The following is a 13,562-nucleotide window of genomic DNA, read 5'->3' on the forward strand; positions in this document are numbered from 1 at the left end:
CGGCGTCGGCTTGGACGAATTGTTAGCTGCCAGCCGAGCTTCGTGCTTTTCGCCGAGACGCCAGCTTAGCCAGACCAGCCAGGCAATAGACAGGCCCCAAGCAGCGAACTTCAAAATGGCACTACTTGGCGGGTCTTGAGAGTAGAACGTGAACGACACGGCTGCGCCACACACGGCGCCGAAAAGTGCTGCGATCCACCAGCGGTCTAGCCTCAAACGGCGAGCTAGCAAGAGAGCGGGTAAGCCTATCGCTGCGACGATAGGCGCTGAGAACGCGTAAGTGACAAGGCTAATTGCTAAGAAGACGCTTAGGGACTGATCAGTGCCGCTCAGAATGTCACGGCACGACAGAACTAGTGGCGGAATTGCCGGTGCAACGATGAAGCCGCCAAGTAGCCACAAGACGCGAATTTGTTTCATGGCAGCTAACACCGAAGTTGACCCGCGCCGCGAAGCGGCGTCGGCTTGGACGAATTGTTAGCTACCGCGCGTGCTCGGCTGGATGCTCACGGAGCTGCCGGAACTACAGGCACTGTGAGGCGCTGCTCCGGCACTGATCGAGTTTATCGTTTGAAGGGAGAACTGCCCGGTCTTCTTGGCAATGACCGCTACAACGACAGGCGGGCTACCCGGAAGATCGCGCAATTCGACGGCAAACCCCTGCGAGCGGACGTAACGTTCCAAATCGACTGTCGGCTTGCCAGGAGGTAACCGCACTTCATATCCGAGTGTGACCGCTGCGCTCAGATCGGGCGCAGGACCGGCCCATGCGACGAATGGCGCGGCTGACGTGCACGTCCGCTCCGCCTCTGCGGGAACCTGTGGCGATTGGCTCCGACTACAGCCTCCAAGACATATTGCGGCCAGTGCCGCAATGACGAGACAGCGCATGCAATCAACTCCCAAAGGCAGCTAACACCTGAGTTAAGCCGCGCCGCGAAGCGGCGTCGGCTTGGACGAATTGTTAGGGCGCACCCTCATGGCGGCCCATAGAACGACAGCTCGATAGTTGCACCGAGGTCCGCGGCGAGACGGACCGCCTGGGCAGGGATGCTATAGCTTGGCCAAGGCCGATCTTCGGTTGCCAAATCATGCAGCCCGAAATCAATGACCACGGTGCGAAAGCCTAGCTCAGGGATGAGACTTAGGGTTGCACGGTGCTTCTTTGCGAACCGAACCGCGCCCTGAGCTTGTTTGAGGATCCCTTCGGCGTCAGACAACTGGATGTTGAAGCCCGACTCCTGGACGTTACCCCTGCTTGCTGGCAGACGCGGCTCCCCCTTCCAGTACACACGCACGGGTTCCAGTTTCGACTCAGACAGAAAGCGGCGGACCTTCGCAGTCGATCCTGAAACCCGCAAAACGCATGAAGACATGTGTGCGCCCTAACACGTGAGTTAAGCCGCGCCGCGAAGCGGCGTCGGCTTGGACGAATTGTTAGCGCCTTGAGGACTGCAACCGCACATGCGCCCTCTCGAATCTGCCCGCCGCGGTCAAGTTCATCTGGATAGCGTACCCGCGGCGGCGGCTGCCTGCCTGCTCCGTATCGAGGATGCACTCCAGAACAAGAGGCCGGATTTCCTTGCATGCATCGAAGTAGTAGCTGCTGGAGCCGCGGATGAGCACGCCTTTCAGTTGGCGATTCATGCCCCGCTCAATCTGAAGAGGCGTGTAGTAGCGGTAAGGGAAGCTGCTTGGAAGCCCGGCCGCCGCATAGACCAGCTGCCATGTGTTTTCACACGCACAAGGCATGGGCGAGTAGGCCAAGCTTGCACCGCCTATCGCCAGAGCGACTACAAGGGCTGAAACACTTCCATTCATGGCGCTAACACCTGAGTTAAGCCGCGCCGCGAAGCGGCGTCGGCTTGGACGAATTGTTAGCTGCCATGCCCGTACACCACGGAAGGACCGCCTTTGACACCCTCGGTCTCAGCGTAGAACCGCGAGCCATCATTGCCAACCACCAAGAGACCCTCACCTAAGCCAATCCGACGCTGTAGCGCGCCCCACGTGGTGGCTCGGAAGCCGCGGGAGTCTTCCAGCACTAGGCACGGGTCATCGCTGGAGAACCGTGCACGTTTCCCGGCGAAGGCTGACGGCAGTATCTCTTCGATGTTGTGGCAGATGCGCGAGTACAACCTCTCGGGGCGCTTCGAAGCTTCGTGGAGGAAGCGCTCGCGGAAACTAGCCACGACGTATCGCTGGGCAAATGCTTCGAGCGCTGACTTGCTGTCCATCGCAGCTAACGCTTGAGTTAAGCCGCGCCGCGAAGCGGCGTCGGCTTGGACGAATTGTTAGGCGGCGCACAGAGCTTCTGCAAGGCTTCCAATTGTTGGGCATGCAGATTCGACAGCGGACTAATTAGAAGCGCCTCCCTTCCGCCGGCTTCAAGCGCTGCCAGAGCAACCGCCGGATCGGAGTAGCGCTGAAGGACTGGCAGGCCGACCGCCTGGAACTCGGCGGCAAGCGCCCTTGCGGAATCTATCGCGGACGCGCGGGAAGAAACCGGATGGGGTGAATAGCCCGTGCCGGCAATGTTGGCCAGTTGCGCACCGATGATGGCAACTCTCTTTTTCATAGCCACGTACTCAACTGCAACGTCCCCGAGTGCGTCGAATGCGTCGGAGTAGTTCGCGAACGAAACGTGGAACAGCCAACGGACGTGCCCGTCGGTTCGCTTGAAGTGACGACTGCTCTTAACGAACGTCCAGCCGGGCATAAGCTCCACCAGCTCGGAAATAAAAGCCGCATGTAGCTCAGATACTTTCATAGCCGCCTAACACCGATTCTCTTGAATAAGCACAGCGGTAACCGCTCCGCAAGGAAGAAGGAGGCAGGCTCGGCCAGAAGTCTATTACGAAACAATAGTTTAGCTCTGGCCGCAGTGGCCCGTGACTTGGTCCGACTGTTTGGCGCGGCGTGCTCATCGGTAATCCGTTATCGCGGCGTCCGTGGAGGGGTAAGCGACGCCTCGCCGGCAGCGGAATTGTCCGACGCTCTATTCGTCCATTGCCCTAGCGCACATAACGAAAACGTTCTGCACGATTGCCACCTCTTCTTGCAGTGCTGAGGACGCAACGTCGCATGGATGCGCTGGTATCGCTTTACCGAAGCTTGGGTAGGCAGCTGGGACTTCGTGTCGCAGAGGACCCGCCGCCTGGAAGCAATCGCTATCGCTCCGGGGCCGGCGGGTGGCCCGATACGCGTTCCCACTCGCCTCCGCGCTCGTCTGGAGCCAGCACGTCGACGCCGGGCTCGCGCGAAGTACCAGCGAGGAACCTGGCGGGTCGTCGGGACACGTCGCCCGGCGACGACGGCATCCACTGGCTGGGCGATGCTTATCGCGAAGATGCTGCACCCAGTGCAGGAACGAACCTCAGAACAGACGCAAGCCACGGAAAACGTCTGCTCGACCTCGTGCGAGAACGCGTGCGGGTTCGCCATTACAGCCTCCGCACCGAGCGTGCCTACGTCAGTTGGGTGCGACGCTTCATTCTCGCGAATGGCCGGCGGCATCCGCGCGAGCTGGGTGGTGCGGAGGTCGAGCGGTTCCTGACCGATCTCGCCGCACGCGACGACGTCGCGTCGGGTACGCAGAACCAGGCGCTCGCTGCGCTGTTGTTTCTCTACCGCGAAGTTCTCGGCCTGAAGCTGCCGTGGATGCAGGACGTCGTGCGCGCGAAGCGGCCTCGGCGTATTCCCGTGGTGTTGTCGCGCGGCGAGATCGATCGGTTGCTCGGTGCGATGGATGGGCAGACGCGACTGATGGCGGCGCTGCTCTACGGCACGGGCATGCGCCTCATGGAATGCACGCGCCTGCGCGTCAAAGACGTTGATTTCGAGCGCTGCGAGATCGTGGTGCGGGAAGGGAAGGGCGACAAGGACCGCCGGGTGCCGCTGCCGCAGACGCTGCGGGAAGATCTGCGCCGCGCGATCGAACGGTCGATGTTGCTGCACCGCCATGATCTGGCGGAAGGATTCGGCGAGGCGCGTCTTCCCCATGCACTGGCCAAGAAGTATCCGAATGCGGCGCGCGAGCCGGGTTGGCAGTTCGTATTTCCGTCCGCTCATAGATCGGTGGATCCTCGAACGAACAAGACGCATCGTCACCATCTGGACGACAGCGCGCTGCAGCGCGCCGTGAAGCGTGCGCGTACGCTGGCGGGCATCACGAAGCCCGCGACCTGCCATACGCTGCGTCATTCGTTCGCGACGCACTTACTCGAGAGTGGGCAGGACATCCGCACCGTGCAGGAGCTGCTCGGCCACAAGGATCTCGGCACGACGCAGATCTATACGCACGTGTTAGGACGTGGCGCGGGTGCGGTCCTGAGTCCGCTCGATCGTCAGTTCTGATCGTGTGGACGCGAACCAGGTAGTGCGCTTCGCAGCCGTGCGCTTCGGCGCATCTCAGCGTTGCGTGTATCGCGCGAGGAGCCTTTTGTCGACTACGAACCCAACGTCAAGGGCGAGCGACCTTCGTGCGGTCGGCGTGACGGCACGCACGCCGCTTACGCAACAGGGAATTACGCGACGGCAGTCGATCGCGCATCCCTTACAACGACCGCCGATGACGGCAATCACGACACCGAGGGACAACGACCGAGCGGATACGAAACGTGACAGTCAGGAAACGTCGTGCAGGATACGTCACGCGAAAGGCGTCCTCTCGACGCCTCAATCCGCGTCGCGATCAATCCCGTACTTGCGCAACTTCTCGACGAGCGTCGTCCGACGCAGGCCCAGTAACGGCGCGGCGTGCGCCACCACGCCATTCGCCTGCTGCAGCGCCGCCTGGATGAGCTCGAGTTCGAGTTCCGCCATGTGGCTTTTCAGGTCCAGACCTTCCGGCGGCAGTGTCGCGCGCGGATTGATCGTCGAAGGATCCGCAGGCGAAGCCGTCGAAGGCGCCGTTGATGGCGTGCGTGTCGCGGCGATCACCGTGGCGGGCGTCGGGTTCGCGGCCACCGGCTCGACGGGCAGTTCGGCGACACCGGCGCGATAGCGCGCGGGGAGGTCGGCGGCGCGCACCTGTCCGTTCGGATGCAGCACGGCGAGGCGCTCGAGCAGGTTGTGCAGTTCGCGCACGTTGCCGGGCCAGTGGTAGTGCTTGAGCACGTTCACGGCTTCGCCCGTCAGCGAGACGCGGCCGCGACCGCTGTCGGCGAGCTGGCGCGTGATCGCGGAAATCAGATCGGGCAGGTCTTCCGTGCGTTCGCGCAGCGCGGGCATCTCGATCGGGAAGACGTTGAGGCGATAGAAGAGATCCTCGCGGAAACCGCCCTTCGCGATCTGGTCCTCGAGGTTGCGATGCGTCGCGGCGACGACGCGCACGTTGCACGAATACACCTGCGTGCCGCCGACGCGCTCGAACGTGCGCTCCTGCAGCACGCGCAAGAGCTTCACCTGCATCGCCATCGGCATGTCGCCGATTTCGTCGAGCAGAAGCGTGCCGCCCTCGGCCATCTCGAAACGGCCCTTGCGCTGCGTCAGTGCGCCGGTGAACGCGCCCTTCTCGTGGCCGAACAGTTCGCTTTCGAGCAGGTCGGCCGGAATCGCGCCGCAGTTGATCGCGACGAACGGCTTGCCGGCGCGCTTGGAACGCTCATGGATCGTGCGCGCCGCGACTTCCTTGCCGGTGCCGGATTCGCCGAGGATCAGCACTGTCGTATCGAAGCCGGCGACCTGGTCGATCATGCGATTCAGACGCACGACCGCTTCGGACGACCCCGTCGGCCCGACGCTCTGCTTCTCCTGGCGCTCTTCCTCGTCGATTCGCTTGAGGCTGGCGCGACGGAGCGCTTCCTGCAGTTGCGGGCGACGGATCGGGTAATCGAGCGGCCACACCGAATCGGGATGCACGAGCGAACGCCATGGCGCGCGCTCGTCGTGACCGGGCAGCACCATCAGCGGCGGATGCAGCGGTTGGCGCGAGAGCCAGTCGGCGAATGCCGACCACGCGGCGACATCGCCAACGTCACCGGCGACGATCGCGACCCAGTCGCTCGCTTTCGAACGCGAGAGATCGAGGTCCGCGGTGTCGGCGACGAGGCGCGGGGTGAAGTCCATGAATTCCAGCAGAGTGGCGACGCGTTCCGCGCGCGCCATGTCGCCATCCACCACCAGGATGCGCGACTCGCTCATTCGGTCGCTCCGACCTCCGCCGCGCGCCCGGCCAACTTCTCGAGCAGCGGCATGACGTCGTGGATGTAGGAGAGCTTGCTGACGAACGCGTCGGCACCGGCGCGCAGTGCGTGCTCGCGATGCTCGGCGTCATCGAAATGGCTGGCGATCACGACGTAGGGCGGGGCGTCCTGCGCCTTGATCAGGCGCGTGGCCTGCAGGCCGCCCATCTCGGGCATGGCGAGGTCCATCAGCACGACGTCCGGACGCAGCGCCTCGCACTGCGCGATCGCTTCGATGCCGTTGCCGGCGGACCCGACGATGTTCACCCAGTCGAGTCGACGCAGGTGGCGCACGGCCGCGTTGATGAAGCCTTCGTGGTCGTCGACCAGCAGGACGCTCAGCATTCCCTTCTCCTCGGATCCCTCACCGCACCGCGGCGGCGGCGACGGGCCGCTGGCGTGCCCGCGCGGGGGCGATGTCCAGCTGGTCTCGATACTTTGCCACCGTACGGCGCGCGATGCGCACGCCCTGTCGCGCGAGCAGACCGGCGATCGTGTCGTCGGCGAGTGGCGCGTGCGGCGGTTCGGCGTCGATCAGGCGCTTGACCATCGCCTTGACCGCGGCGCCGGACACTTCCGCGCCCTCCAGCCGCACCGCGAAGAGGCGCTTGAGCTCGAACGTGCCGCGCGGCGTCTGGATGTACTTGCCGGTGGTGATGCGCGAGACGGTCGACTCGTGCATGCCGATGGCGTCGGCGACTTCGCGCAGGGTGAGCGGCGCGATGGACTCTTCGCCCTGTTCGAGAAAGGCCTGCTGGCGCTCGACCAGCACCTGCGTCGTGCGCAGCAGCGTGTCGTTGCGCATCGCGATACCGCGGACGAGCCAGCGCGCTTCGTCGAGCAGGCCGCGCAGCGCGGAGACGTCGCCGCTGGCGCCGGACAGGCCGGACTCGCAGTGCGCGGAGATGCGCACCTTCGGAAGCGTCCTGCCATTGAGGTTCACGCGCCATTGCCCGCCGAGCTTGCGCACCACGACGTCCGGCACGACGTGATCGTCGTCGCGGATCGAAGGCTCCGGCACCGGGCAGGCGTCGAGCGAGAGGATGAGACCGACCGCCGCGTCCGCGGCGTCGACGGTGCAGTCGAGGGCGGCGGCCAGTGCGCGGCCGTCGTGGCGGGCGAGTGTGGCGAGGTGGTCGCGCACGATGCGCCGCGCGAGGTCGCGGTCCTGGCCCTCCGGCAGACGGTCGAGCTGCGCGCACAGGCATTCGCAGGCGTCGACGGCGCAGAGCCCGGCCCAGTCGCCGTTGAGCAGGCGCAGGCGGACGATCTGCATTGCTTTCGGGCTCACGCCGAGTTCGCCGGCACCTTCCGCGGTCAGCGCGTCGAGTTCGCCTTCGAGCAGGCCGGAGTCGGAGGTGCGATCCAGCCACCACGCGGCGATCAGAAGGTCGCCGGTCGACCAGTCGAGCCGCAGTTCCTTCAGCAGGCGCAGGCGCCAGTCGCTGAATTCGCCATCCGCGATACGGGCGGTGGCGTCGTCATCCCCCACGGTGACGCCGCCACTCATGCCCGACAGGAACTGCGGCTCGGGTAGCTCGTCCCAGGCCGCCGCGTCGAACGACGCTTCGTCCAATGCGGCGTCATGCGCGTCCGCATCGGTTTCGCCGGCCTCGTCGCCTTCGTCGAGTTCCAGCATCGGGTTCCGGTCCAGCGCCTGGCGCAGCTCCATCTCGAGCTGCGGCGCGGTCAGCTGCAGCAGTCGGATCGACTGCAGCAACTGCGGCGTCAGGTTGAGCGACTGCGACATCTGCGCGCGAACCGACGCCTTCATTCGAGCCTCCCGGTGGACCAGTAAGTGTTAGTACGGCATGAATCCTGCAGTGCATCGTGCAGGAGTCGTGCCAGAGCTCGGATCGGGGTATTCCCGACGCACCGGCGGCGCTTCAGGTAGGGGAGGTCGGGGAAACCCTTACGCCACTGCCGGCTTTTCGACAGGAACTGTGGCGCGCTCCGAAAAAGTGCCGCCGCTGCAGTCGGGAAGCTGAACCACTCCCCGACGAACGGTCGGGCCTGCTCAGGGCGACGGCGCGTCCTTCGACGGCAGACGCGCCTGCCACTGGACGGCCGTGCGCACGAGCTCGACCGCATTGCGGCAACCCAGCGCTTCCATGAGTCGCGCGCGATGGGTTTCGACGGTCTTGATCGAGATGCCGAGGTCGGCCGCGATCTGCTTGGTCGTGCGGCCCGCGCCGAGTGCGGCGAGGATCTCGCGCTGGCGCGGGGGCAGGGTGGACGGATCGGTGCCCTTGCGCGCGCGGTTGCCGCCATCGCCGAGCATCGCCGACGACACCTGCGGGCTCAGGTAGACGCGGCCCGCGAACGCGGCACGCAACGCGATGTCGAGCTCGGCCGGCGCGGCTTCCTTCACCACGAAACCCTGCGCGCCGCGCGCGATCGCTTCGCGAACGTGCGCACTGTCGTCGTGCATCGACATGATCACGACTGCCGTTTCGGGTGCGACGCGGCGCAGTTCTTCGAGCGTGTCGAAGCCGTTGCGGCCGGGCATCGAGAGATCGAGCAGCACGACGTGCGGATGCAGGTCGCGCGTGCGCAGCACGGCTTCATCGCCGCCCGCCGCTTCACCGACGACCTCGATCCCGTCGAACGATTCGACGAGCCGGCGCAGGCCGGCACGGATCAGGGTGTGGTCGTCGCAGATCAGGACGCGCACGCATTCACGATCGGGGGAGGTGGCCGCACCTTAGCCGAGCGGGCACAGCATCGCCAAGACGCGGCGTTCAGCGCTGGCGTCGCCGCTCCGCCACCGCGCGACGGTGCAGGCGGAACAGATGCCGTTCGAGGAGGGCTTCGAGGCTTGCCGGCAAAGGATCGAAACGCAGCCAGGCGCGGGCGCCATCACTGCCGGTTTCGATCGCGAGCACGTGCGCCGGCAGCAGCAACGGTTCGGGCAGCGTGTCGGACGGCTGCAGGCGCAACACGACGGCGTCGCCGATCGCCGGCACTGTGTCGTCGCGCGTCATCGACACCGCGGCACCGCGCGCGGACCAGTCGAGCGGACGCACCGGATCGACAGGCTGGTCGCGTTGCATCAATGCGCCGACGAGGCCGACAAGAAGATCGACTTTCGCTTCGAGCCGGCGCACGGCCGGATCGGTGCCGGGTTCGTCGGATTCCTCGCCGCGCGTTTCGTCGACGAGCGCGAGGGCGCGCATCAGCGCTTCGGCGCGTGCGAGCGCGGCGCGCTGGCGGGCTTCAGGTAGCGGCGGAAGGAGCGCGAGCGGCCGAGCGTCCTCGCTGGCGATCGCGTCGCCGAACAAGGAATCGCGCGCGGCCTCGGCGTTCATCCGGCGAGGTAGGCCTTGATCGCACGGCCGTCGCGGCCCATGCGCTCGAGCGTGCGTTGCGCTTCGTCGCGCGCATCGCGCAGTTCCTCGATCAGCGCGCGCTGCGCCGCGAGCAGGTCGAGCCAGGATTCGCGGCAGCCCATTTCGGCATCGGTGCCGTTCTCGAAGGTGGCGCGTAAGGCGTTTTCGTGTTCGACCAGCAGCGCGTGGGCGCCGTCGAAATCGCTGTTGGCGATGCAGGTGCGGATCGCATCGGTCGGCAGGCCGACGGTCATGCGCCGGCTCCCGCAACGCGCGGTGCGGCGCCGGGTGCAATCGCGCTCCAGGCGGACTCGATGTCGGCGATCAGGCCGTCGCACTCGCGCAGCGCGCTCGTGTCGTTGGCGACGTTCGCCTCGAGCAGGCGACGCTGGATGTAGTCGTAGAGCGCGAGCAGGTTCTGCGCGATCTCGCCGCCGGCTTCCATGTTCAGCGAGCCGGCGAGCGCGCCGACGATCGTCGAGGATTCGCTGATCGCCTGGCCCTTGCGGGCGATGTTGCCGGCGTCGATGCACGCGGCGGCGAGCTGCAGGCGCTCGCGCAGGCCGGTGAACATCAGCGCGACGAGGCGATGCGGATCGGCTTCGAGCACCGCGCTGGACACGGCGGTCTGTCGGTACTGGTTGGCGTAGGCGTGGATGCTCATGGCGGTGCTCGGTGCTTCGATCAGGACGACAGCGACGACAACTGCTGCGAGAGATAGGTGCTCGTCGATTGCAGCTTGGTCACGAGTGCGTCGAGCGCGGTGAACTGCGTCCGGTACTGCGTGGTGAGCTGGTCGATGTGTACCTCGTAGTTATCGCGCTGCTTCTGCAGATCCTTGAGCTTTTTATTGAGACTATCGGTACGGCTGCTCAAAACGCTGCCCGTGCCGACCCACGAATCCATCGAACCGCGCAGCTGCTTGCCCAGCGCCGCGTTCGGTCCGAACAGCTTGCTGACCGCGCCGGGGTCCGCGGCGATGGCGGTGTCGAACTTCGCGCCGTCGAGCGTGAGCGAACCGTCGACGGCCGTCTTGAAGCCGAGCTTCGACAGGTCGCCGTACGCGCCGGAGACCATCGAGCGCAGTCCCTGCATGATCGAACGCGGCGTCGCGTCGCCCACCAGCGTGCCCGCGGTCTTGCCGTCGCTTCCAGCCTGCGTGAGCGAGCGCATCTGGCTGAGCGCCGTGTTGTAGGAGCTGACGAACACCAGCAGCGACGCCTTCAGCGAGCTGGCGTCGGTGGTGACGTCGAGCGAAGCCGGCGTGTTCGGCGTGGCCTTCGTCAGCGTGAGCGTGACGCCGTCGAGCGCGTCGCCGAGCGTGTTCGAGCTCGACGTGCGCAGCACGCCATCGATCTTCACCTGCGCGTCCTGGGCGGGCGCGATCTGCGTGAGCGTGCCGCCGCTGGTAGCGAGCGCACCGAGGCCGCCATCGCCACCGGACGTCGTGATCGTGATCTGGCCGGCGCTGCCGGTTTTCGTCGCGGCGATCGTGAGCACGTCGCCGGCGTCGCCGTGCACGATGCTTGCGGTGACGCCCTTGTCGCCGGCCTTCGCGTTGATCGCATCGCGGATGCCCGCGAGCGTGCCGCTGCCGTCGGCGATGTCGATGTCGATCTGCGTGCCGCCGCCGACCTGCAGGCTCAGTCGGCCATAGCCGAGCTGCGTGGTCGCGTTGACCGGCGTCGACTGCAGCTTGTGCGCGGTCGCGAGCTTCTCGACGCTGATCGAATAGCTGCCGAGCTTCGCCGACGACGTCGCGCTCGCGGTGTAGCCGGCGTCGGTGGCGACGGTCGCCTTGCGGCCCGGAAGTGCGCCCTCCGCGTCGTAGCGCTTGATCGACGACTGCAGGCTCGACATCGCACTCGTGATCTGGCCGAACGCCGAGATCTCCGACTGCGTCGTCTTCTGGATGGCGTCGAGGCGCCGGTCGGTCGGCGCGCGCTCGGCTGCGATCAGCTGGCTGACGAGCGTGGTGACATCGATCGAACCGCCTGTGCCGGAGACGCTGGCCATGAAACCTCCGAATGCGCCACGTGCGGCGCTTTCCCGGATTGGTTAACGGCGGCGGGGCAACGGCCTTTAGCGGCTTGGCCTGTTCAGGCGCGGGCGTCGAGGAGCGAGCCGGTGACTGCGAGGCGTCGCGCGATGGCGAGCGCGGTTTCGTCGGGAATCTGCAGGATCACCGCGCCTTCGCGATCGAGCACGGAGACGACGATGCGGTGCGAGGTGGAGTCGACGCGGAAGCGCAGCGAGGTGTCGCTGTCGGCGATCAGTTCGTCGAGTTGTTTCTGGAGCGCGGCCGGCGTGCGGGGCGGCGCGGGTGCGGCAGTCGTCGCGACGTGCGCCAACGACGAAACCCCGGCCGGGACGGTCGAGGTCGGGAGCAATGTTTTGACGGATGCGAGGTCGGTCATGGCGACTCACCCGCGAAAACCCGGGACGCCGATGGCGTCCCGGGCTTCGTTTGGAACGATGGAGCGATCAGCGCAGGAGGCTGAGGACGCCCTGCGTCGCCTGGTTGGCCTGGGCGAGCATCGCGGTGCCGGCCTGCTGCAGGATTTGCGTGCGGGACAGCTCGGCGGTCTCCTTGGCGTAGTCGGCGTCGCGGATACGGCTGCGCGAAGCGGACAGGTTCTCGGAGGTGGTGTTGAGGTTCGACACGACAGAGGTGAAGCGGTTCTGCAGTGCACCCAGGTTGGCGCGGGAGGTGTTGACCGACTTCAGCGCCGCGTCGGCGACGTCGATCGCCATCTGCGCACCGGAGAAGGACGACACGTTGACGTTGCCGATACCGGTCGTCGTGCTCGACGAGCCGACCGCACCGTTGGCGAAGCCGCCGACCGTCGCGCTGTTGGTCGTACCGGCGACCGTGATCGCGGCCGACGACGACAGCGTCAGCTGGCCCGAAGCCTGGTCGTACGACGCGCCGACGCCCGTCTGCGCCGAGACGCGGTTGATCGCTTCGGCGAGCTGGCCGACGCGCTCCTGGGCGCTACCGGCAGCGGCGATCGCGCCGATGTCGGTACCGTTGATCGTCACGCCGCCGGCGGCGATCGCCGTCGCGAAGCCCGACACCGACGAAGCGGCGACCGAACCCGAGTAACGCGTGACCGAACCACCGAGAGCCGACGTCTGCACGTTGGCGATCGAGGCGACCGTGATGGTCTCGCCCGAGTTCGCGCCGACCTGGAAGGCGACGCCGGCGAACGAACCGTCGAGCAGGTTCACGCCGTTGAACTTGGTGGTCTGCGCGACGCGCTGGATTTCCGACTGCAGCTGCGTGACTTCGGCGTTCAGCGCGTCACGGTCCGACTGCGAGTTCGTGCCGTTCGAGGCCTGCACGGCCAGCTCGCGGATACGCTGCAGGTTGTTGCCGACTTCACCCAGCGCGCCTTCGGCGGTCTGAGCGAGCGAGATGCCGTCGTTGGCGTTGCGGGCGGCCTGGTCGAGGCCCCGGATCTGCGAGGTCATGCGCTCGGAGATCGAGAGGCCGGCGGCGTCGTCCTTCGCGCTGTTGATGCGGAGGCCCGACGACAGGCGCTGGATGCTGGTGGCGAGGCTCGAGCCGCTGGTCGACAGGTTGCGCTGCGCGTTCAGCGACATCACGTTGGTATTAATGGCGGACATTTCTGCTTGTCTCCAGTTGTGATCCGGCGGGGCGGCGAAAGCCTTTCGAGCCGGTTTCTGCAGGGTTCGGCGGGATTGCCTTCGCCGCTGCTGTGGTGAGTAACGGCACCACCGGCGCGGGGCTTTAGGCCGCTTGAGCCCGTCAAGACGTTTTTGCGCAAGTTGTGATGCACGCCACGCCGGATGCGCATGCGCGTTCGGCAACGTCACGGAAAACTTGAGCGGCCGTTCGCGCGGTCATGAAATGGTTCGCTCGAAAATGCGGGGCGACGTTATCGGCCGGGACCGAAAAACATTGAATTTCCCGTGGTTTTCGCGGGTTTTTGCGTGTTCGCGCGCGGGCGCGGTCGCGTTCTGATCACGAGAGGTGCGTTTCCCATGCATCGCTCGACAGAAGCGGGTGCCGATTGCACGGCAA

Annotated in this window: 14 protein-coding genes; 1 reads left to right on the forward strand and 13 read right to left on the reverse strand. The window is 65.9% G+C overall.

The window, feature by feature from the left end; translation table 11 throughout:
• The 3 genes from EVS83_RS15895 to EVS83_RS09380 all read right to left on the reverse strand — a co-directional run.
• The coding region (locus tag EVS83_RS15895) for a hypothetical protein (RefSeq protein ID WP_208108725.1) at positions 1-420 on the reverse strand (420 nt) is incomplete at its 3' end.
• A gap of 1,017 nt (positions 421-1,437) precedes the next feature.
• On the reverse strand, positions 1,438-1,647 hold the full coding sequence (locus EVS83_RS09375; protein WP_133500787.1) for a hypothetical protein: 210 nt from the start codon (positions 1,645-1,647) through the stop codon (positions 1,438-1,440).
• A 607-nt stretch (positions 1,648-2,254) separates the two neighbouring features.
• Entirely contained in the window at positions 2,255-2,770 is a 516-nt protein-coding gene (locus EVS83_RS09380; protein ID WP_133500788.1) for a hypothetical protein, read from the reverse strand.
• Positions 2,771-3,405: 635 nt separating this feature from the next.
• Between EVS83_RS09380 and EVS83_RS09385 the strand changes: the two genes are divergently transcribed.
• Entirely contained in the window at positions 3,406-4,356 is a 951-nt protein-coding gene (locus tag EVS83_RS09385) for an integron integrase (RefSeq protein WP_246022847.1), read from the forward strand.
• 321 nt (positions 4,357-4,677) lie between these two features.
• On the opposite strand, the gene EVS83_RS09390 is transcribed toward EVS83_RS09385, so the two are convergent.
• The 10 genes from EVS83_RS09390 to EVS83_RS09435 all read right to left on the reverse strand — a co-directional run bounded on the left by EVS83_RS09390 (position 4,678) and on the right by EVS83_RS09435 (position 13,144).
• Positions 4,678-6,144: a sigma-54 dependent transcriptional regulator gene (locus tag EVS83_RS09390; RefSeq protein WP_133500790.1), complete on the reverse strand. Its 1,467-nt coding sequence runs from the start codon at positions 6,142-6,144 to the stop codon at positions 4,678-4,680.
• Positions 6,141-6,530, reverse strand: a complete 390-nt coding sequence (locus tag EVS83_RS09395; RefSeq protein ID WP_115645119.1) for a response regulator — start codon at positions 6,528-6,530, stop codon at positions 6,141-6,143. The genes EVS83_RS09390 and EVS83_RS09395 overlap by 4 nt, the downstream gene beginning before the upstream one ends.
• 19 nt (positions 6,531-6,549) lie before the next feature.
• Complete coding sequence (rpoN, locus tag EVS83_RS09400; protein WP_133500791.1) at positions 6,550-7,959, reverse strand: RNA polymerase factor sigma-54; 1,410 nt, start codon at positions 7,957-7,959, stop codon at positions 6,550-6,552.
• A 243-nt stretch (positions 7,960-8,202) separates the two neighbouring features.
• Positions 8,203-8,859 (reverse strand): response regulator, encoded by a 657-nt coding sequence (locus tag EVS83_RS09405; protein ID WP_133500792.1) that lies wholly within the window; start codon positions 8,857-8,859, stop codon positions 8,203-8,205.
• 67 nt (positions 8,860-8,926) lie between these two features.
• Positions 8,927-9,493, reverse strand: a complete 567-nt coding sequence (locus EVS83_RS09410) for a PilZ domain-containing protein (protein ID WP_133500793.1) — start codon at positions 9,491-9,493, stop codon at positions 8,927-8,929.
• Positions 9,490-9,768: a hypothetical protein gene (locus tag EVS83_RS09415; RefSeq protein WP_133500794.1), complete on the reverse strand. Its 279-nt coding sequence runs from the start codon at positions 9,766-9,768 to the stop codon at positions 9,490-9,492. The genes EVS83_RS09410 and EVS83_RS09415 overlap by 4 nt, the downstream gene beginning before the upstream one ends.
• Positions 9,765-10,178 carry a flagellar export chaperone FliS gene (gene fliS, locus EVS83_RS09420; protein ID WP_133500795.1) on the reverse strand — a complete coding sequence of 138 codons (414 nt, stop codon included), beginning with the start codon at positions 10,176-10,178 and terminating at the stop codon, positions 9,765-9,767. The genes EVS83_RS09415 and fliS overlap by 4 nt, the downstream gene beginning before the upstream one ends.
• A 20-nt stretch (positions 10,179-10,198) precedes the next feature.
• Complete coding sequence (gene fliD / locus EVS83_RS09425; protein WP_133500796.1) at positions 10,199-11,530, reverse strand: flagellar filament capping protein FliD; 1,332 nt, start codon at positions 11,528-11,530, stop codon at positions 10,199-10,201.
• Positions 11,531-11,613: 83 nt separating this feature from the next.
• Positions 11,614-11,931, reverse strand: coding sequence for a flagellar protein FlaG (locus EVS83_RS09430; protein WP_133500797.1), 318 nt, complete (start codon positions 11,929-11,931; stop codon positions 11,614-11,616).
• A 67-nt stretch (positions 11,932-11,998) separates the two neighbouring features.
• Positions 11,999-13,144, reverse strand: a complete 1,146-nt coding sequence (locus EVS83_RS09435; RefSeq protein ID WP_133500798.1) for a flagellin — start codon at positions 13,142-13,144, stop codon at positions 11,999-12,001.
• Between the last annotated feature and the right edge of the window lie 418 nt (positions 13,145-13,562).

The sequence above is a fragment of the Cognatilysobacter terrigena genome (assembly GCF_004361065.1).
GTDB classification, from domain to species: Bacteria; Pseudomonadota; Gammaproteobacteria; order Xanthomonadales; family Xanthomonadaceae; genus Cognatilysobacter; species Cognatilysobacter terrigena.

Excerpts from the sequence above, each read along its gene's own strand:
- EVS83_RS09375 (WP_133500787.1), bottom strand. The coding sequence starts at position 1,647 with ATGAATCGCCAACTGAAAGGCGTGCTCATCCGCGGCTCCAGCAGCTAC.
- EVS83_RS09380 (WP_133500788.1), bottom strand. The coding sequence starts at position 2,770 with ATGAAAGTATCTGAGCTACATGCGGCTTTTATTTCCGAGCTGGTGGAG.
- EVS83_RS09390 (WP_133500790.1), bottom strand. The coding sequence starts at position 6,144 with ATGAGCGAGTCGCGCATCCTGGTGGTGGATGGCGACATGGCGCGCGCG.
- EVS83_RS09395 (WP_115645119.1), bottom strand. The coding sequence starts at position 6,530 with ATGCTGAGCGTCCTGCTGGTCGACGACCACGAAGGCTTCATCAACGCG.
- rpoN (WP_133500791.1), bottom strand. The coding sequence starts at position 7,959 with ATGAAGGCGTCGGTTCGCGCGCAGATGTCGCAGTCGCTCAACCTGACG.
- EVS83_RS09410 (WP_133500793.1), bottom strand. The coding sequence starts at position 9,493 with ATGAACGCCGAGGCCGCGCGCGATTCCTTGTTCGGCGACGCGATCGCC.
- EVS83_RS09415 (WP_133500794.1), bottom strand. The coding sequence starts at position 9,768 with ATGACCGTCGGCCTGCCGACCGATGCGATCCGCACCTGCATCGCCAAC.
- fliS (WP_133500795.1), bottom strand. The coding sequence starts at position 10,178 with ATGAGCATCCACGCCTACGCCAACCAGTACCGACAGACCGCCGTGTCC.
- fliD (WP_133500796.1), bottom strand. The coding sequence starts at position 11,530 with ATGGCCAGCGTCTCCGGCACAGGCGGTTCGATCGATGTCACCACGCTC.
- EVS83_RS09430 (WP_133500797.1), bottom strand. The coding sequence starts at position 11,931 with ATGACCGACCTCGCATCCGTCAAAACATTGCTCCCGACCTCGACCGTC.
- EVS83_RS09435 (WP_133500798.1), bottom strand. The coding sequence starts at position 13,144 with ATGTCCGCCATTAATACCAACGTGATGTCGCTGAACGCGCAGCGCAAC.